This window comes from Paenibacillus sp. 1011MAR3C5 (assembly GCF_003591485.1).
GTDB lineage: Bacteria > Bacillota > Bacilli > Paenibacillales > Paenibacillaceae > Pristimantibacillus.
The window spans coordinates 313366-332073 of record NZ_QZCF01000002.1 but is presented as its reverse complement, the minus strand read 5'-3'; the positions used below and the strand labels follow the sequence as shown (position 1 = coordinate 332073).

Below are 18708 nucleotides of genomic sequence, written 5' to 3'. Positions count from 1 at the left end.
GTCTAACGACGTCACGGAAACGTCGCAGACTGAACTCTTGCTATATCATACTGTAGATGACGGCTGAATGTGCGCGATTCCGCCAATTAATGCGTTGCTTTTTTTTCCTTCCAGTTCGAGGACTGGATGACGTATTTCTCAGCCGCTCCGCGATCCAGCTGCACCTCATACGTAAGCTGGCTGCTGTCGTCGGACCATGCAATCTGGCTATGCTGACCGTTCTTGCGGGATGTCTGCATGACAGACTTGCCATCATCTGTGGAAACAATCGAAATGGCATGCTGATCCAGCAACGCTACATAGCGACCGTCCGGCGAAGGGAACGCGTTGGCAGCGGCAATGCCCAGATTAGGATGATCTTCATTCCGAACGTCGGGTTCGCCAGGAGCTTCTGTTAAGGCACCAGATTGGTCGACTGACTCCGCCCGATCCGTAACGATGCCTTTTCCGGTAACGCTGTCATCCATTCCTTTGATGCTCACGTCGCCTCCGGCACCAGGATTATGACTTCCCTCGTCAGTCAGCCCTTGTGGCGATTCTTTTTCATTGGCTTTGAATTCAATATCAGACTGCCCTGATATCGTATCCGTCTGCCTGAACATATTCGCAGTTGCCCCAGCGTCAGCAGGCATATCCGCCGAATAGGACAATTGGCTTCCAGCATGGTCGTCGATCGCAGCCGGATCGTTCATTATAAACAATCCGGCTACGATACCTGCCGCGACAACACTCCCAATCGCGCTCCAAGTGGTCCAGCGTCTCTTGCGCGGCATGCGGCGCGGTTCCGAAACGACTCTTGCCGGTATGACGGATGCCGATTCTGCAGCAGGAGCAACGCTGGCGGCAAGACGGTCCAGCCTCTCCAACTCAGGCAGAATCGCATCCACGAGGCTGTAGCTTGGGGTTACCTTGGGCAAGGCAGTGAGGTCTGCGGATAACTGCTTCATCCGCTCGAACATAGCTGCACAGTCCGGACATTGTCTTGTATGGTTCATCAAGACCTCCAGTTCGGCGTCGCTGAGATCGTCATCTAGCTGTCTTTGCATGAGTTCCATCACCTCTTGACAATTCATCCCCGGACACCACCTTTCTGATAATCATGGAGTAAAGATTGCAGCTGTTGCCTAGCCCTGAACAAATAAGACTTTACCGTATTAAGCGGCAGGTCAAGCGAATCCGCAATTTCGTTATACGAGAAATCCTGCAAGTAGCGAAGCACAACAACCGTACGGTGATGCTCCGGGAGCTTGTCGATGGCACTTCGAATATCCTGAAGGGCATACGCGGACAGCACTTCGTCCTCCACGTTCTGCTTCTCCCGGAATACCATCTCATGCTCATCGATAGATACCGTAGGTTTGCTTCTTCTAAACTTGTCAATGCATATGTTGGTTACAATGCGCTGTATCCATGTCTTGAACTGCGCCTTCTCTTCATAAGAGCCGATCTTCGTATAGATGCGGATTAATGCCTCTTGCGATGCATCCATCGCGTCTTGCTCGTTATTCAATATATAATAGGCTGTCCGATATACATGGGTTTCAATCTCACGCAACAGAGTAATTAAAGCGTCTCGATCTCCCGATTGGGCGGCTTTAATAAGGCCGGGCTCAACCACGAAGGATCCTCCTCTCTTGCAACCTTACTGACGGACGGGTTGCGTTAAATGTTGCAGGTCGTTAAAACGAATTTATTATTTTTTAATAAAAAACATGGATTTATATCATTTTGTCTTTTTTTGTGGAAATATGCCATAAGGGCACCTTCTCTTAATTAAATAGAGAACTCCACATTAAAGAATACCAAATTAATAGATATCCGTATAGCTATTCATTTTTGGAACGCCGATATCCCTTTGCCGCTTACCTGGAATCTGGCTTCCCCGCCGGTATCTGTCCTCCATAATACGACTCCTGCCGCTTCCAAGCGTCCCAGCACATCAGGATGGGGGTGGCCGTATGTATTGGTAGCGCCTACCGAAGCTACCGCACCGGACGGACGCCAATATGCCAGCCATTCGTTGCCCGTGGAGTGACGGCTGCCATGATGGGCAACCTTCATCATATCTATTGGCTCTTGCGGAACCATAAGCCGTTCTCTCGTCATTCGGACTATCTCCCCCTCTGTCCGCACAGAGATGTCTCCTGTAAACAGGAAGCGGCTTTCGTAAAGCTGTATGGCCACAACGAGGCTAAGCTCATTTTGATCTTTTATTACGGGAATGTCAGACATGCGTTCCGCCGGCCATAACACATCCAGATGAGTCTCGTGATCTAGCGACCAACGTTCGCCTGCTATCGGTGCATACAGTGGAATATCGGCACGAATCGCCGCTTCCATTAGTCTGCTGGAATCTTCCGATGACCTCAAAGTGCCATTCCACCATATTCGCTTAACGGGAATTTCCTCAACAACCGCTATCAACCCTTTTATATGATCAGTGTCCATATGCGAGAGAATCAACAGATCAATGCGATGCACCCCTCGGTCCTTCAATATCGGAACCAGCACCTTGCTTCCGACCTCGAAAGGGTCGCTGCGATCTCTCCACTCCTCGCCAGGCTTGCGGAACGAAATAGCACCGCCGCCATCGACGAGAATATGCTTGCCGCTTGCTGTGCGAATGAGTGCGGCATCTCCCTGCCCAACGTCCAGAAAGCTGACTGTTGCCGTCCTGTCGAGCGCATCGGGGATATAGGCATAAACAAGCAGCAGCATCGCAATAAGCGCATGAATAATCAGCGGCCTATACACACGGCTGCGTTTTTCAGTAATGGAAGAGCCGTATCCATATATGCCAGATTGCCTATCCCGCAAGAGCATGGTTTCCTCTGTCTGCAAAAGAGCTGTCTCCTCCCCCTGCTCCGGTTGTGCTGCTGGATGTCCATCTTTCACAAGTCTCGCGTTGCCTCTGCCCAGCCTTCGAAAAGCCGAGCCTATCAGCAATAGCCAGGCGGCTACCCACCACATAGACGGTGTTCCCCATACCTGCCTGAATATGGATTGATCTGCCAGCCATCCGATTATCGCAAAGGATCCGTCGTTGGCAATGACGGATAAATTCGCAATAAGCTTGGCGCCCCAAGGCCACAGCATCGACAGCACAAGCGCACCGGCGCCTGCCGGCATCACGATCATGCTAATGAACGGAACAAGCACAAAGTTCGCCAGCAGAGACAGCAGATTGAACTGGTTAAAGTAATAGATGGTGACCGGGAAGGAGACCAATTGAGCGACAACGGTAACCGCAACCAGATCCAATACCCAGCTTCCCCGCCGCCATATCGGCATGGCGCGCCTGAACGGCGGCACCCCGATTATGAGACCCAGGGTAACGATAAAAGACAGCTGGAAGCTGACATCATTGAGAAGATACGGATTGAAGAGCAGCAGGACGACTGCTGCCGCCGCAATCAAGTGCAAGCCGTCCTTCAGCTTGCCCATCCGGGCTGCAACAAGGCCAAGCATAGCCATCAGCCCCGCCCTCAGCACTGAAGGCGACGCTCCCGTCAGCAGCACATAGAAAGGGACGGCCGCCAACAAGAAGAGCAAGATTCGCTCGCGCGGCTGCCGCAGTATCTTGAGCAAGCCAGTCAAGGCGTACATGAATACACCGACATGCAGCCCCGATATAGCCAATATATGCGTTAAGCCAAGACGCGCGAATTGATTGAATTGCTCGGGGTCCAGGTCCTCGCGGATACCGAGGACAAGCCCTTTCATGTAGCCGGCTTGCTCTGGCGGATACAGGTAGTCCAGCCGCGCGCCCAGCCATGCGCGCGCGGCGTCGACGCGGCCATAGAGCGAGGCCGCGGAGAAGGCTTCCGCCGCCGGAGCCTCTACGGCGAGGGCGGCTGCGCCTTTGCTCTTCAGCAGCCAGTGGATGCCCTGGCTGCGGAGGTAGCGGCGATAGTCGAAGCCGCCGCTGTTGGTTGCCTTCGCCGGCAGCGACAGCTCGCCGTCGACGCGCACTTGATCGCCGCGCTGCCAAGCCGCGGCGATCCCTTGCTCCGGCTGCGCGGCGAGCCGGAGCTGAACCATAAGCCGCTCGCCGCGCATAACGAGCGGTTTCTCGTCTGCCACTTGGATGGCGGCTGCCTCCAAGCGAAATTGCGCACGGTCTCCGTCAACCTCGACCGTGGAGATGATCGTGCCGCTGACATGGACAGTGTAAGCCGTTCTTGGTCCCTCCGACTCCGCAACTTCGAGCAGCTCCTGCAGCTCCGTCACATTACGCGAATCCGCCCACAGACGCTCGCCAGCCGCTACACAAAATCCGAGCAGACAGATGATCGCCAGCCCTTTGCTCGCCTGCCTGCCAAGTACGGCGGCAACCGCCAGCAATACCGCCGCGCCTCCCGCATACAGCGTACCGTGCAACCCGAGTCCCGCAGCTGCGCAGCTGCCAAGCACAAAAATGAAAGCAAACCATACAAGCGGCCTTCTATTCATAGCCATCACATCACGAACCCCCTGCGCCAAAATAAAAAAGAACCCCCAGCCGCATGATTTCATGCGACTGGGGGTTCCTCCCCACGATATATCTTCCATGAAGGGCTATATGCAAATGCTGCATTAGCCCTGACCTGTTACTGCGTAACTTCCATCCCTGCTTGGGCTGGCGGCGTATAATGCTCCACCTGTCGGAATGCGATGCCCTGCTGAGCCATTAACGCATACACCTTTTCACTATCCTTCGGATAACCGCGATGGTAGACAATTTCTTCAACACCGCTGTTCGCCAGCATATTCGCGCATGTCCAGCAAGGCTGGTCGGTGACATAGACGACAGAGCCTTCACGGTCCGCCCTGTCCGTGAAGAGCAGCAGGTTCTGCTCCGCATGGATGGTACGAATGCAGCGCTGCTTGCGCACGACCTGCTCGGCTCCGTCCACCACGTTCACCTCGACCTCCTCCGAGATCATACAGCCTGCTTCCAGACAATCATGCGCGCCCATCGGGGCCCCGTTGTACGCGGTTCCGAGCAGTTTCTTTCCTTGGACAAGAACCGCTCCGACATGCCTGCGCGGACAACGCGAACGCGTCGATACCATATAAGCGATATCCATGAAATAAGTGTCCCAATCCTTGCGGATGGCATCATTTGTTGCTGAGGTCATCGTTTCCTCCCCGTCTCTGGCTGTTATCGTATTCTCAGATGATACGGACATGCCCGCTTCGTACTTTTGTATGGATTCTATTGTAATCCCAATTCATCGGCGATGCCAGTCCTAAGCGGTATTAGCCTTGTTGGCTTGCCGCAATCGCCTGCTCCAGATCTCCCAAGATATCGCGAATGCCTTCCGTGCCGATCGACAGGCGAACCATGCCTGGAGCAACGCCTGCTGCGACTTGCTCATCAGCAGACAGCTGCTGATGCGTCGTGCTTGCCGGATGGATGATAAGCGACTTGGAATCGCCCACGTTCGCCAAATGGGAGAACAGCTTGACCGCGTTAATCAGCTTTTTGCCCGCTTCCACACCGCCTTTAATGCTGAAGGTCAGAATAGCGCCGCTTCCGTTCGGCAAGTATTTTTGGGCCAGATCATACGAAGGATGGCTCTTCAGGCCAGGGTAATTGACCCACTCCACCTCTTCATGCCCTTCCAAGAACTCGGCAACCGCAAGCGCGTTCGAGCTATGGCGCTCCATACGCAAATGCAGGGTCTCCAAACCTTGCAGCAGCAAGAAGGAGTTGAATGGCGACAAAGCCGCGCCCATGTCACGCAGCAATTGCACGCGTGCTTTAATAATGTAAGCGATAGGGCCTACCGCATCCGTATAGACTACGCCATGATAGCTTGGGTCCGGCTCGGTCAGACCTGGGAATCTGCCGCTAGCTTTCCAGTCGAACTTGCCGCCATCTACGATGACGCCGCCAATGGAAGTACCATGACCGCCGATAAATTTGGTCGCCGAATGAACGACGATATCTGCGCCATGCTCAATCGGACGGCACAAGTAAGGGCTCGGGAACGTGTTGTCGACAATGAATGGCACGCCATTCTCATGAGCAATAGCGGCTACCGCTTCCAGATCGATCACGTCGCCCCTCGGGTTGCCGATTGTTTCCGCGAATACGGCTTTGGTCTTGTCCGTGATAGCGGCGCGGAAGTTCTCCGGATCCGAAGGATCAACAAATTTCACCGTAATGCCCAGCTTCGGCAGCGTCGTGGAGAATAGGTTGTAGGTACCGCCATACAGGCTGGTTGCCGAAACGATCTCGTCGCCGGAACCTGCAATATTCAGAATGGCATAAGTAATAGCTGCTTGACCGGATGCTACTGCCAGTGCTGCAGGCGCACCTTCCAGCTCCGCAACGCGTTTCTCGAACACATCGGACGTCGGGTTCATGATGCGGGTATAGATATTGCCGAATTCCTGAAGCGAGAACAAGTTAGCCGCATGATCCGTATCTTTGAATCCGTACGAAGTCGTCTGGTAGATCGGCACAGCGCGCGATAACGTCGTAGGGTCGATGGTTTGGCCTCCGTGGACGGATAGCGTTTCTAGCGAGAATTTTCTTTCCTCTGTCATCTTTAAAATCCTCCTCGATTGTTTTCGAAATCTAGTAAAATATGACTGTATCGTTTCCATTCTCTCACATTCATGGACGAGCGACAACGCTTTCTTTGATCCCGGTTAAAAGCTTCTCTCCAATCCCCTTTACGCGAATCAGATCATCTACGCTTGCAAACCTTCCGTTCCGTTCCCGATCCTCGGTTATGGCCTGCGCCTTAGACGGGCCGATCCCCTTGAGCTCCAGCAGTTCTTCCGCCGTAGCGCGGTTCAGATCCAGCCTTCCGAGCTCATCCCTGCTCGTCATGACAGGTACAGTCGTTGAGGAGGGCACCGTCTCGAATGCCTGATGATCCAGTTCCCTTGTCCCTTCCTCCGGACTGGCCGATCCAGCTCCTCCTCCTGTTGGCAGCTCCTGCGAATGCTCTGTTTGTACGATTAATACCGCCGGTTCGACCGGATTGCCGTCCCCGTTCATAGTATTGAGGGAGGCTTGTACCGCTTCATTAAGAGGCATCCACTCTCCCTTAGAATTTGGCGCTCCATCAATCAGACCTGCTGCAATAAGCAGCAAGGCTCCCGCCGCGCAGGCAGCCGCGAGAAGCTTGTTCACTCGTCCGGCTTTCCGCCCCGTCAATCGTGTCGTCATATCCATTTCCCCTTTCTGTAATTAAAATGGTAATCTGTGACATACGGAACAAGTCTTACAGAATAGAATATAAGAACATACATTACGCGTAATCGGTATAGGAGGGCTTAGCATGAATGTAGGATTTATCGGAACGGGCTCGATGGGAACGTTGCTGATTGAAGCGTTTGTCGCTTCCGGGGCCCTGGCGCCTGCAAAGATCGCCATCAGCAATCGCACGTATGCCAAAGCACAGGCGATAGCCGACCGGTATCCCGGCATGAGAGCCGAATATATGAACGTGGAGACGGCTCGCAGCAGCGACATCGTATTCCTGTGCGTCAAACCGCATGAGTTCATCCATGTCATCCAAGACATTAAGTCTGCCGTACGGCCCGAGCAGATCATCGTGTCCATCACCAGCCCTGTTCTCGTCTCTCATCTGGAAGGTGAGCTGAACTGCAAAGTAGCTAAAATCATCCCAAGCATTACCAATTTGGCATGGAGCGGCGCATCCCTCTGCATCTATGGCGAAACCATGAGCGAAAAGGATAAAAAGCGGCTGGAGTCACTGTTCTCCCATATTAGCGAACCGCTGCGCATCGAGGAGGACTACACGCGCATCGTATCCGACCTGTCCAGCTGCGGTCCCGCATTCATGGCCTTTCTGCTGCAGCAGTTTATCGATGCTGCCGTTGCGGAGACGGGCATCCCACGCAGCGTCGCCATGCAGGTTGCGGGCAATATGCTGCTAGGCACTGGACTGCTGCTGACCGAAGGCCGCATGACCCCGGAAGAAATTCAGGAACGCGTCGCTGTCCCCGGCGGCATCACAGCGAAGGCGCTGCATCTGCTGCGGAGAGAGACCGATGGCATCTTCAACAGCCTTATTCGGACGACGCATGCCAAATTCAATGAAGATCTCGTTAAGGTTTCTACCGCATTCTACGGCGAAGAGGTGAACGGACAATAGCTGTTCTTCAGCTAAAGCCCGCTCACCTCTTCGGTTGCGCGATGGATTCGATTAATTGGCTACAATATTAACAAGCTTGCCTTTGACTGCGACTACCTTGCGAACCGTCTTGCCTGCGATCAGCTCCTGCACTTTCTCCAGCCCCTTCGCGAGCGACTCCATGTCCGCTTCGTTCGTATCAGCGGCGATCGAGATGCGCTCCACGATTTTGCCGTTCACCTGCACAACGATCTCCACTTCCTGATCGACTGTCCAAGCATCCTCATAGGTCGGCCAAGCCGCATAGGTAATCGTTCCTTCCTGACCAAGCTTCTCCCACAGCTCTTCCGCGATATGCGGTGCAATTGGAGACAGCATCTGCACAAACTGCGCCATCGCTTCGCGCGGCAGCACGTCAGTTTTATACGCTTCGTTCACAAATATCATCAGCTGGCTGATTACGGTATTGAATCGCAGATTCTCGTAGTCATCCGTAATTTTTTTGATGGAACGATGCCAGGTACGCTTGAAGGCGTCGGTCGTCTCCCCGTCGCCAATCTTGGAACTGATCGTTCCGTCTTCATTCACGAACAGGCGCCATACGCGAGCCAGGAAGCGGTAGGTGCCTTCCACGCCATTCGTATTCCAAGGCTTCGTCGCCTCAAGCGGCCCCATGAACATCTCGTACATCCGCAGCGTATCAGCGCCAAACTCATTCACGATATCGTCCGGATTGATGACGTTGCCGCGAGACTTGGACATCTTCTCGTTGTTCATGCCAAGAATCATGCCTTGGTTCACCAGCTTCTGGAACGGCTCCTTCGTATGAACGACGCCCAGGTCGTAGAGCACCTTATGCCAGAAGCGGGCGTACAGAAGATGAAGCACGGCATGCTCCGCGCCGCCGATATACAAGTCTACCGGCAGCCATTCCTTCTGCTTCTCCGGCGAGCAGATCTCCTTGTCGTTCTTCGGATCGATGAAGCGCAGATAGTACCAGCAGCTTCCTGCCCATTGAGGCATCGTGTTCGTCTCGCGGCGAGCCTTCATGCCCGTCTCCGGATCGATGGTGTTGACCCATTCGGTTACATTCGCCAGAGGGGATTCGCCTGTTCCGGAAGGCTTGATCGCATCCACATCCGGCAGCAGCAGCGGCAATTGATCTTCCGGTACCGGCTTCATCGTGCCGTCTTCCAGATGGAGAATCGGAATCGGCTCTCCCCAGTAGCGCTGGCGGCTGAACAGCCAGTCGCGCAAGCGATAGGTTACCTTCGCCTTGCCCTTGCCCGTCTCTTCCAGGCGTCCGATGATCGCCTTAATCGCTTCTTCATTATTCAGTCCGTTCAGGAAATCCGAGTTCACATGCGCTCCGTCACCCGCATATGCTTCCTCAGTTATGTCCCCGCCTGCCACTACCTCGATAATCGGCAGATCGAATTGCTTCGCGAATTCCCAGTCTCTCGCATCGTGGCCCGGAACCGCCATAATGGCGCCTGTGCCATATCCGGCAAGCACATAATCGGCAATCCAGATTGGCGTCTTGGCGCCGTTAACCGGATTAATCGCATAAGCGCCCGTGAAGACGCCCGTCTTGTCCTTCGCCAGATCCGTACGCTCCAGATCGCTCTTGCGGGCAGCCGCTTCCTGATAAGCCTCTACCGCCGCTTTCTGCTGGGCTGTTGTAATCGCGGCAACCAGCTCATGCTCTGGCGCAAGCACGCAATAAGTCGCGCCGAACAGTGTGTCCGGGCGTGTCGTAAAGACAACCAGCGAGCCGTCGTGTCCGTCAATGTCGAACGTTACTTCCGCACCCGTCGACTTGCCGATCCAATTGCGCTGCATATCCTTAATGCTCTCGGACCAATCCAGCTCCTCCAGATCGTCTAGCAACCGATCTGCGTATTCTGTAATCTTCAGAATCCATTGACGCATCGGCTTGCGGACGACGGGATGACCGCCGCGCTCGCTCTTGCCATCGATAACCTCTTCGTTCGCGAGCACAGTGCCAAGCGCCGGGCACCAGTTGACTGGAACTTCCGCTACATAGGCAAGACCGCGTTTGTACAATTGGATAAAAATCCATTGCGTCCATTTATAATAATCCGGGTCCGTCGTACTGAATTCGCGATCCCAATCGTAGGAGAAACCCAGCGATTTGATCTGACGGCGGAAGTTGTCGATATTTTTGAACGTAATATCTCTAGGATGCTGGCCTGTGTCCAGCGCATGCTGCTCAGCCGGCAGCCCGAATGCATCCCACCCCATCGGATGAAGAACATTATAGCCTTTCATTCGCTTATAGCGCGATACGATATCGGTAGCCGTATAGCCTTCCGGGTGGCCTACATGAAGACCAGCTCCCGAAGGATACGGGAACATATCAAGAGCGTAGAACTTCTGCTTCCCTGCATCTTCCTTTGTTTGGAACGTCTTGTGCGCGTCCCAGTATTGCTGCCATTTCGGCTCAATCGCAAGCGGATTATAGCCATGTCGTTGCTGTTCCTGAGTCATTCATACTTCCTCCTAATCGTCTTAAAAACATAAAAACCTCCCGCCCCCAGCGGATTAACGCTAGGGACGAGAGGATATTCTCCCGTGGTACCACCCTAGTTAGCATCAGGCATGCTCTGCCCTTGCTCACTTGACGTCCTTAACGCGGACGATTCGGAACGATTCGCCTTCTGCTTCCAGAAGGTTGGCCGTTCGGCTCCGAGGCGAGCTTCCCTGCGCGCATGGTCCGGCTTCCACCAACCGCCGGCTCTCTAATCCGATGCAACGCCTGTACTTTTCCTCTTCAACGCCATGATATAAATCAAACAATTACTACCGATTATATAAGTCCCCGCTCTAGCATGTCAAGCAACAATGGTCTTGCAGCCATAATTCGATGTCAGGCGGTCTCTCTGGACAAGCTTCTTCTGGCAAAGACAAACGTCAAGCAGACCATAGCCATAAGCGCGCCATGCAAGAGCATGCCTATGAAGGCCGTATATCCGCTCGCAATAAAGCCTAACATCCACAATCCGAACGGCGGTATCTGAATAAGGAAGATCGCCGCAAGCACCGAAATAAGCATGCCGTCATTAAGCGCTTCCTTCATCCAAGTCCGAACAGCCAGCACCCCAAGCAGCAAGGCCCCGATGACGATGGAGCATATGCCCCAGAACCGGACGGGCTCTCGTTCCGAACCTACTTCTGGTCCCAGAAAGTCAGCGGCAAGCCAAGTCGTTCCTATGTAAGCCAAACCTGCGAGTATCGATACTACTCCGGCCAATACAATAATGATTCGTCTCATGCTCATAGCTCCTTCACACCGCGTGCTTGCACCAAGGTATTTTACATGTCCGTATCCTTCATTCTACTTCGTTCATCCGGCATTGCCTTCATTAACTAACAGGCTTCCAGAGCCCCATACTTCACAATGTGCAACGGCTAACTTCATGCCTAACGTCGGTGTTCTCCCGATCTCCATCCGCTTCTATTTCTTCAAACGCTGCCATCCCCCCACAGGTTGCACGCCAGGACATCTTTTTCGATCTCCATTCCTCCTCCTGGCAATCCAGCCCTTCTTAATCCATCTAAAAAAAGGTCCCACGGAGGGAACCTCTGCATGCGGACTCCTATCCGTCTCGCTGACTATGTCAGACCTTGCGGTCAGCTCCTGCCGACAATCCCAGCAGCCCGTACAAAACTGAAATGGCGATGATCAGGATCAACGGTACATTCCAGCCCCCGGTCCAATCATGGATCAGACCAAACAAGAGGGGACCGCTCGCAGCCAGCAGATAACCCACGGCTTGCGCCATGCCGGACAGCTCCGCGGCTTGTTCCGTTGAGCTTGCGCGCAGCGCGAAAAACATTAACGCAAGACCAAATCCTCCGCCTACGCCAAGCCCGAGTATAATCATGCTGACGAGCGCCCAGGAATGACTGCCTAGAAGCAATATAAGATAGCCAGCAATAAACAGGCTGGAGGTGAGCATGGCCAGCCCCCGTTGGCTCGCTTTCTTGCCCGCCAGAATCGGAATAAGAAAGGTCGAAGGCATTCCGACGAGTTGCATGACCGACAGCAGCCAGCCCGCATCCGCATGGCTGATGCCTTTATCCGCCAGAATAAGCGGAATCCACGTAACATTCACATAAAAGCAAAATGATTGCAAGGCCAGAAACAACGAAACGGACCAGGCTAGCGGTGACGTCCAGAGCTTGCGGCGAATCGATGAATGCGATTCGCTCGCTGAGGCCTTCCCGGCATGGTCCCGGCTTGACGCCAGGCTATTGCGACGAAGCAGCGGCAGCCAAATAGCCGCAGCCAGGAAGGCGACTAGTGCGGTAGCAGCCAAAGTGCTTTGCCAGCTGAAGCCAAGTCCTTCCGTCAACGGCACGCTGATGCCGGAGCCGATCGCAGCGCCGAGATTCATGGCGACGGTATAGATTCCGGTCATAAGTCCCACTTTATCCGGATAGTCCCGTTTGACCAGGCTGGGCAGCAGCACATTGCCAATAGCAATGGCTGCCCCGAGCAACGCTGTTCCCAGAAACAGAGCGTATACGGAAGGAAGAGACCGGACAGCAATGGCCGCCGTCAATAAGCTAGCTGCGTAGAACAAAGCGCGTTCCATGCCGATTCTAGCCGCCAACCTTGGGGCTAGCGGAGATATAATAGCAAATGCCAGCAAAGGCAATGTGGTAAGCAACCCCGTCATGGCGCCGGACAAACCCATGGATAGGCGGATTTGATCAATAATCGGTCCAACCGTTGTAATGGGAGCCCGCAATACGAGCGCCACGAGAATAATGCTAAGTACAAGCAGCCATGCCGGCCCTCCGGAGTTCCCGGATGTCTTCAGGCTGCTGGTGCGCTTACGCTCCACTGACTGACTATCGCTGTTAAGCATGTTTGTTGCTTCCTCTCAACTATTTCTTCACACGATACCAATACTCATATCGCGTCTTGAATCCAAACTTGCCGTATAATCGATTCGCTGCCGCATTATTCTTCACCACAAGCAGATAAGCCATACGGATGCCTTGCCCTCTTGCCCATTCCAGCAAACCACGGGTCAGCCCTTCACCGTAACCACGTCCGCGCTCCCTTGCGTCTGTTACGATATCGTACAATCCGGCGCAGCCATCCTCTAGTACAATCAACCCGGCAGCAACTGGACTCCCTCCGCGTTTGTACAGGCCAAATGCCTTTTGCAGGGGTTGTCCGGCCAGCATGCGCCGCGTTGTTTCCTTTTGTCTGTCGCTAAGCCCCTGGAGTCGGGCTAAGGTATCCAGCCACTCGTCCGTCAATTCGGTCCAACATTGAAATCCTTCCCCCTGATGAGATACAGGAAGATCCACGATGGAAGCCGTCTTGACCTGTGTATGGTCAATCCGTTCATACCCTAGCTCCTCCAGCCTCGCATCCAAATGCGTTGGCTCCACAAAAGGGGTTATTTTAAAAACAGTCGGCTGACCTTGCGCACGGTACAGCTCTTCGCAGTGGCGGATTCGTTCATCCAGATTGCCGCTGTATCCATAGATGGGCTGAACGGAGTTCGATCGCTTGGTGTAGCCGTCAGCAAAACGAAGCAGCCAGCCATCGTACAGAACTGTCTGCAGAGCCGGCCAGCCGTTCAAGCTCATTTCCTCTATCCGTTTGTCACTCCGTTCGCTCTCTCCCACTAACCCCTTCTCCCTTCTTGCTCACTTCATATGGACGGATGCGAAACCGCTCCAACTGGTCGTACCGTTTCTCTTTCGCCAGTATCTCGGCCTGCCTGTACCCTAACAGATCGAAGTGAGGGAACTCCGCCCTCCTATGGATATACATTGGATTCAAGCCGTTCTCCCGGCACCAATTGGCCAGCTTGTCCAAATCTGAGCAGCCTACTTTCGTCACGGTTCGTACACCGGGAAAGCGGTCATCCAGCCAATAATGGGTCAAGAAGGCGATCTCCCCTCGCGATACGCTCGCCTTCCATGCCTTCATCTCGTCGCGGGTAATGCCGAATGCCATAAAGCCGCTCCTCCTTGCCTGCCCCTATACCGATTAGCTTCAAGGCCTTTTACTTATGACAAAATTTCTTTGACGCGGCCGACTGCTCCATCCTGCAGCCTTACCTTAATACCGTGAGGATGCTGCGGAGAGTTCGTCAATATATCTTTCACGATGCCTCTGGTCAGCTTCCCTGTCCGCTGATCTCCCTTAAGCACAATATGCACTTCCAATCCCGGCTTGATCATTGACCGGCTGGTTCCTGATGTCTGCATGCTCTCATTCCTCTTCTTGATGATGGCTATAAGCATAGCATATGCATTTGGAAGATGCACATGTTCTCTGCAACTGTTATACTTAGCTACATATGACATGAAATGAGGAACTTAACGCATGGCTAACGCATTCCAAGCACTCGGCGTATCCCGAGAGCTGAACGACTTATTGAAACAGGCTGGCATCAGCGAGCCGACCCCTGTACAGCGGCAGACGATACCGCTGCTCATGAACGGCAAAGATGTGATCGCGCAAGCTCAGACAGGCACGGGTAAGACTCTGGCCTTCGCTTTGCCCATTCTGGAGCGGATCAACGTAAATAAAGAACAAGTTCAAGCGCTAATACTGACTCCGACGCGGGAATTGGCCATTCAAATTACGGCTGAGATGAAGAAGCTGGCGCCGGTCTTCGGCGCCAACGTCCTGGCTGCATATGGTGGGCAAGATGTCGACGCACAAATTCGCAAGCTTCAGCGCGCGCCTCATATTGTGGTCGCGACGCCTGGGCGGCTGATCGACCATATGACGCGCGGTACCGTCAGTCTGGGCAAGCTGTCGATGCTGGTGCTGGACGAAGCGGATCAAATGCTGCATATGGGATTCCTTCCCGAAGTGGAGAGCATCATTACGCAAACGCCGAGAGCCCGCCAAACGATGCTGTTCTCCGCCACGATGCCGGACGCGATTCGCAGACTCGCTTCCGAATATATGAATGCGCCCGAGGATGTACAGATTCGCAGCACCAACATCACGCTTGACAGCATCAAGCAGCTTGTCGTGGATACAACCGACCGCGGGAAGCAGCGTGCGCTAATCCATCTGCTGGAGCAGCATCGCCCGTATCTGGCCGTTATCTTCTGCAGAACCAAGATTCGCGCCAAGAAGCTGAATGAAGCGCTGCAAGATGTAGGCATCGTATCGGACGAGCTTCACGGCGATTTGACGCAAGCGAAGCGGGAGCAAGTCATGAAGCGATTCCGTGATGCGCGTCTGCAAGTGCTTGTTGCGACGGACGTCGCTGCGCGCGGCCTTGACGTAGAAGGCGTGACGCATGTCTACAATTACGACATGCCGCTCGACGGCGAAAGCTATATTCACCGAATTGGCAGAACCGGCCGTGCTGGACACGAAGGCATGGCTGTCACGCTCGCAACGCCATATGACGTTGCCAAATTAGCGGCGATTGAGAAGAGTATTAGCGCCCGCCTGGAGCATCGTGCAATCGACCGGGAAGGCGAGTTGTCTTCTGCTCGCGGAACAGAGCGCAGTAGCGACAAAAACACTAGAAACAGAGAAGGCAGAAGCAAAGACTCCGGCCGGCCTTCAAGCCGAAGCGGCGGACGCGGCAGCGACCGGAACGGACAACGCGAAGGACGTCGCGGCTCCGTAAAGCCGAATCCGCGAGCCGGCAAGCCGGCAGCGGCTCAGGCCGACGGCAACCCGTGGGCGACAGCCGACGATTCGGGCAGCCCGCGCAGCAAACAGCGCGAAGGGGGCAATCGCCGGGATGGCGGGCGTTCCTCCGAACGAGGTTCGAAGCGGTCCGGCGATACAAGCGCCAAGGGGCCGCGGGGCCAGCAAGCAGGCGGACGTTCCGGTGGACGGAGCAGCGGACGGCAAGGCGGTCAAGGAAAGCCAAGTAGCGGCAGTCGCACCAGCGGACGCGGCAGAAGATAAATCAAAGAAACCCAGTCTGATATTCATCGGACTGGGTTTCTTGTATGGGTTAGCCTGCTGAATTGAGCATATCGTTAGCATCAGTGAAATGCGAGACGACCTCTTCAGGCGTCGTAAAATAATAGTCGGGGCGACCGTTCTCCAGCAATTCGCGTTCACCTTCTCCCCATAACGCAGCACCGCTTGCCATGCCTGCTGCCGAGGCAGACCGTATATCTGAAACTTGATCACCTATGTAGATGCAAGACCCGGCGGGTACTCCCATCTTTTCCACGGCAAGCTGCAAAGGTGCGGGATTCGGCTTATGCTCCTCCGTATCCTCCTGACCTACAACGCAATCAAAAAACGAAAGAAGTCCGTTTGCCTTCAGCTCTCGCAAGACATAGCTCCTGCGCTTGGACGAAACGATCCCCATCGGGTAACCCTCCTGCGCCAATTTCTCCAGCATAACCCGCACACTCTCGTATAAAGCGATTGATTCGCAATTCGCATCGTAATATCGAGTGGAATGCTCGAATATGTGCAAGCCATGCTCTGGATACAGGATGCCAATGACTTTTGCTACGGGCTTGCCTTTCAGCTGTTGCAGCTCTTCCTCCGTTGCTTCCCGCTTCAAGACAGAACGGAATCCGACCCGCTGCGCTTCCGCAGCCAGCTTCTCGCTATCCTGCAACGTACCGTCCAAATCGAACAAAATGCACGAGATAGCTCTCATATCTGATTCCCTCCCGCCTTAATCACCCTTTAATTGACTTGCGGCAATTCGATTCCGGCTTCATGAGCTTCACGAACCTCTAGCTTGGCGCCAAGCGAGCGGAAAGAGTCCACAATATTCTCATATCCGCGTTCAAAATGATAGACACCGGTTATACGCGTGGTGCCCTCGGCAGCCAATCCGGCAAGCAGCAAGCATATGCCTGCCCGAATATCGGATGCATGAACCAGATTTCCGCGCAACGGCAAGCCGCCCTTAATAAAAGCAGAGCCGGCGCGCAGCTCGATATCGGCCCCCATCCGCTTCAACTGTTGAACATGTGCGAACCGTTTCGGATAGATTTTGTCCGTTACAATACTTTTGCCGGACGCTTGTGCCATAAGCGCTGTCAGCGGCTGCTGCAGATCCGTAGGAAATCCTGGGTACATCCCCGTCCGCACCCGGGTTGCCCTCAGCGTACCTTCTCCGTAAGCAGTGATCGAGTCGCTATTCGTCTCAATCTGGACGCCGATTTCCCTTAGCTTGGCCAGCGTTGAGCCCAGATGCTCCGGAATGACATCCTCTACCGTAATCATGCCGCCTGTTACGCCCGCGGCGATCAGGAATGAACCCGCAATCAGCCGGTCGGGCACCGCCGTGTAAGTACAACCATGCAAATAACGGACACCTTCAATGCGAATCGTGTCCGTACCCGCTCCCGATATCCGTGCTCCCATAGCGATGAGCAACTGGGCGGTATCGACTACTTCAGGGTCCTTCGCCGCATTGCGCAGCACCGTAGAGCCTTTGGCCCGCACCGCTGCCAGCATAGCGTTGATCGTAGCTCCGGACGTAATGGTATCAAAGTAGATATCGGCTCCGGTTAGGGTACGGGCGCTTGCTTCGTAATCTTTTTCATGGAAGGATAACTCGGCCCCTAGCGCCTTCAACGCCTTAATGTGTTGATCAATCGGACGATCTCCGAAATCATCGCCGCCTGGATAGCCGACTGAAACGCTTCCGCAGCGGTTAAGCAATGCGCCAATGAAATAATAAGCCGTTCTGAATGTCGACGACTTAACCGGGTCAATCTTGGCATGACGAATACCGGCGGGATTAATCTCTACCGAACCCGCTCCTGTCACTTGCATGGAAATGCCGATCTCACTAGCAATTTCCCGGATCACCCGGAAATCCGCGATGTCCGGAATATTGTTCAATAGGACTGTCTCGTCCGTTAAGCAGGCTGCCGCAAGCAAAGCAAGCGAGCTGTTTTTGGAGCCTGGAATTTTGACCGAACCGCGTAATCCGGGAGAGCGTTCCACTTGAATAACGTTCATGAATTTTCGTACCTCCGCAATAAGTAGATGTAGGCTGATCTTGTTTGATTGGTAATGTCGCAATCCCGTCTGGCAAAAAAGCTGTGAACGCCTTCCTTGCGAATGATGTATGATGAATCGTAGCTCTTTATGTTTGAAATGGTTAATTGTCCTATGGTATCCTTTCAATCTTATTCATTTTGTTTCATGATTGTCAATCAAACCTTCTGCTTTTTTTCATGAACTTTTTTTCATAATAGGCCCTGCTGCCTTTTCACTGCTATCCGCCAGTCGCTAGCGGCTCTTTCAACAATACCAATTTGCCGGACAGCCGTCCAAGCCAAACGGCCGGGAATGCATACAATACAATATGCCGATTGTGGGGAAGTCCCTACCAAGCGCCTGCAGGCCCGCCTATCGGTAACTACAGTCTAGGAGGAATTGGCATGTCCGGTGTGTATGGAGGCTACACGACGACAGGTGTGATCCTGGTTCTGTTTATTCTGCTCGTTATCATTACGAGAGTATTCCTGTAATAAACGAATCTTGCACCTATTACGACGAAGGAGCGGATCGTGCCGCAACCCAGCTTGCTGCATAGCGCACTCTCCATATGTCATAGCATGAGAAAAAGGACGAATCGGGCTGCCCGATTCG

The 18708-nt window shown here is 53.9% G+C and carries 17 protein-coding genes and 1 other annotated feature; of the genes, 3 read left to right on the top strand and 14 right to left on the bottom strand.

Annotated elements, in window-relative coordinates; translation table 11 throughout:
• Nucleotides 1–86: 86 nt before the first annotated feature.
• The 6 genes from D3P07_RS06390 to D3P07_RS06365 all read right to left on the bottom strand — a co-directional run bounded on the left by D3P07_RS06390 (nt 87) and on the right by D3P07_RS06365 (nt 7168).
• The gene (locus D3P07_RS06390) at nt 87–1055 is read right to left on the bottom strand and encodes an anti-sigma factor family protein (protein WP_259391418.1); all 969 of its coding nucleotides are present in this window, start codon (nt 1053–1055) and stop codon (nt 87–89) included.
• Nucleotides 1056–1069: 14 nt separating this feature from the next.
• Complete coding sequence (locus tag D3P07_RS06385; RefSeq protein ID WP_116045041.1) at nt 1070–1618, bottom strand: RNA polymerase sigma factor; 549 nt, start codon at nt 1616–1618, stop codon at nt 1070–1072.
• Nucleotides 1619–1830: 212 nt separating this feature from the next.
• Nucleotides 1831–4458, bottom strand: coding sequence for a ComEC/Rec2 family competence protein (locus D3P07_RS06380; RefSeq protein ID WP_259391417.1), 2628 nt, complete (start codon nt 4456–4458; stop codon nt 1831–1833).
• 131 nt (nt 4459–4589) lie between these two features.
• Nucleotides 4590–5120 (bottom strand): deoxycytidylate deaminase, encoded by a 531-nt coding sequence (locus D3P07_RS06375; protein ID WP_119799309.1) that lies wholly within the window; start codon nt 5118–5120, stop codon nt 4590–4592.
• A gap of 121 nt (nt 5121–5241) precedes the next feature.
• Nucleotides 5242–6537, bottom strand: coding sequence for a homocysteine synthase (locus tag D3P07_RS06370; RefSeq protein WP_119799307.1), 1296 nt, complete (start codon nt 6535–6537; stop codon nt 5242–5244).
• Nucleotides 6538–6607: 70 nt separating this feature from the next.
• On the bottom strand, nt 6608–7168 hold the full coding sequence (locus tag D3P07_RS06365; RefSeq protein WP_220482017.1) for a ComEA family DNA-binding protein: 561 nt from the start codon (nt 7166–7168) through the stop codon (nt 6608–6610).
• A gap of 112 nt (nt 7169–7280) precedes the next feature.
• Here D3P07_RS06365 and comER point away from each other — a divergent pair, with 112 nt between their 5' ends.
• Entirely contained in the window at nt 7281–8120 is an 840-nt protein-coding gene (comER, locus tag D3P07_RS06360; protein ID WP_119799303.1) for a late competence protein ComER, read from the top strand.
• 51 nt (nt 8121–8171) lie between these two features.
• Here comER and leuS read toward each other — a convergent pair whose 3' ends face one another.
• The 6 genes from leuS to D3P07_RS06330 form a co-directional block, all read right to left on the bottom strand.
• Nucleotides 8172–10610, bottom strand: a complete 2439-nt coding sequence (gene leuS, locus D3P07_RS06355; protein ID WP_119799302.1) for a leucine--tRNA ligase — start codon at nt 10608–10610, stop codon at nt 8172–8174.
• Between the two features lie 59 nt (nt 10611–10669).
• Nucleotides 10670–10906 (bottom strand) — a binding site (T-box leader).
• Nucleotides 10907–10989: 83 nt separating this feature from the next.
• Nucleotides 10990–11394: a hypothetical protein gene (locus tag D3P07_RS06350; protein WP_119799301.1), complete on the bottom strand. Its 405-nt coding sequence runs from the start codon at nt 11392–11394 to the stop codon at nt 10990–10992.
• Nucleotides 11395–11740: 346 nt separating this feature from the next.
• Nucleotides 11741–12997 (bottom strand): CynX/NimT family MFS transporter, encoded by a 1257-nt coding sequence (locus D3P07_RS06345; protein ID WP_119799299.1) that lies wholly within the window; start codon nt 12995–12997, stop codon nt 11741–11743.
• Nucleotides 12998–13016: 19 nt separating this feature from the next.
• Nucleotides 13017–13772 (bottom strand): GNAT family N-acetyltransferase, encoded by a 756-nt coding sequence (locus D3P07_RS06340; RefSeq protein ID WP_147384492.1) that lies wholly within the window; start codon nt 13770–13772, stop codon nt 13017–13019.
• Entirely contained in the window at nt 13750–14106 is a 357-nt protein-coding gene (locus D3P07_RS06335) for a hypothetical protein (protein WP_119799295.1), read from the bottom strand. The genes D3P07_RS06340 and D3P07_RS06335 overlap by 23 nt, the downstream gene beginning before the upstream one ends.
• Before the next feature lie 53 nt (nt 14107–14159).
• Nucleotides 14160–14360, bottom strand: coding sequence for a YwbE family protein (locus tag D3P07_RS06330; RefSeq protein WP_119799294.1), 201 nt, complete (start codon nt 14358–14360; stop codon nt 14160–14162).
• Nucleotides 14361–14478: 118 nt separating this feature from the next.
• Between D3P07_RS06330 and D3P07_RS06325 the strand changes: the two genes are divergently transcribed.
• Complete coding sequence (locus tag D3P07_RS06325) at nt 14479–16038, top strand: DEAD/DEAH box helicase (protein WP_119799293.1); 1560 nt, start codon at nt 14479–14481, stop codon at nt 16036–16038.
• Between the two features lie 49 nt (nt 16039–16087).
• Here the strand turns inward: D3P07_RS06325 and D3P07_RS06320 are convergent, their stop codons facing one another.
• Nucleotides 16088–16753 (bottom strand): HAD family hydrolase, encoded by a 666-nt coding sequence (locus tag D3P07_RS06320; protein WP_119799291.1) that lies wholly within the window; start codon nt 16751–16753, stop codon nt 16088–16090.
• Between the two features lie 29 nt (nt 16754–16782).
• On the bottom strand, nt 16783–18072 hold the full coding sequence (gene murA, locus D3P07_RS06315; protein ID WP_119799289.1) for a UDP-N-acetylglucosamine 1-carboxyvinyltransferase: 1290 nt from the start codon (nt 18070–18072) through the stop codon (nt 16783–16785).
• A gap of 425 nt (nt 18073–18497) precedes the next feature.
• Here murA and D3P07_RS06310 point away from each other — a divergent pair, with 425 nt between their 5' ends.
• Nucleotides 18498–18587 (top strand): sporulation protein YjcZ, encoded by a 90-nt coding sequence (locus tag D3P07_RS06310; RefSeq protein WP_116045057.1) that lies wholly within the window; start codon nt 18498–18500, stop codon nt 18585–18587.
• Nucleotides 18588–18708: the final 121 nt, after the last annotated feature.

Coding starts and splice junctions, on each gene's coding strand:
- D3P07_RS06390 (WP_259391418.1), bottom strand. CDS start 1,055: ATGGAACTCATGCAAAGACAGCTAGATGACGATCTCAGCGACGCCGAA.
- D3P07_RS06380 (WP_259391417.1), bottom strand. CDS start 4,458: ATGGCTATGAATAGAAGGCCGCTTGTATGGTTTGCTTTCATTTTTGTG.
- D3P07_RS06375 (WP_119799309.1), bottom strand. CDS start 5,120: ATGACCTCAGCAACAAATGATGCCATCCGCAAGGATTGGGACACTTAT.
- D3P07_RS06370 (WP_119799307.1), bottom strand. CDS start 6,537: ATGACAGAGGAAAGAAAATTCTCGCTAGAAACGCTATCCGTCCACGGA.
- D3P07_RS06365 (WP_220482017.1), bottom strand. CDS start 7,168: ATGACGACACGATTGACGGGGCGGAAAGCCGGACGAGTGAACAAGCTT.
- comER (WP_119799303.1), top strand. CDS start 7,281: ATGAATGTAGGATTTATCGGAACGGGCTCGATGGGAACGTTGCTGATT.
- leuS (WP_119799302.1), bottom strand. CDS start 10,610: ATGACTCAGGAACAGCAACGACATGGCTATAATCCGCTTGCGATTGAG.
- D3P07_RS06350 (WP_119799301.1), bottom strand. CDS start 11,394: ATGAGACGAATCATTATTGTATTGGCCGGAGTAGTATCGATACTCGCA.
- D3P07_RS06345 (WP_119799299.1), bottom strand. CDS start 12,997: ATGCTTAACAGCGATAGTCAGTCAGTGGAGCGTAAGCGCACCAGCAGC.
- D3P07_RS06335 (WP_119799295.1), bottom strand. CDS start 14,106: ATGGCATTCGGCATTACCCGCGACGAGATGAAGGCATGGAAGGCGAGC.
- D3P07_RS06330 (WP_119799294.1), bottom strand. CDS start 14,360: ATGCAGACATCAGGAACCAGCCGGTCAATGATCAAGCCGGGATTGGAA.
- D3P07_RS06325 (WP_119799293.1), top strand. CDS start 14,479: ATGGCTAACGCATTCCAAGCACTCGGCGTATCCCGAGAGCTGAACGAC.
- D3P07_RS06320 (WP_119799291.1), bottom strand. CDS start 16,753: ATGAGAGCTATCTCGTGCATTTTGTTCGATTTGGACGGTACGTTGCAG.
- murA (WP_119799289.1), bottom strand. CDS start 18,072: ATGAACGTTATTCAAGTGGAACGCTCTCCCGGATTACGCGGTTCGGTC.
- D3P07_RS06310 (WP_116045057.1), top strand. CDS start 18,498: ATGTCCGGTGTGTATGGAGGCTACACGACGACAGGTGTGATCCTGGTT.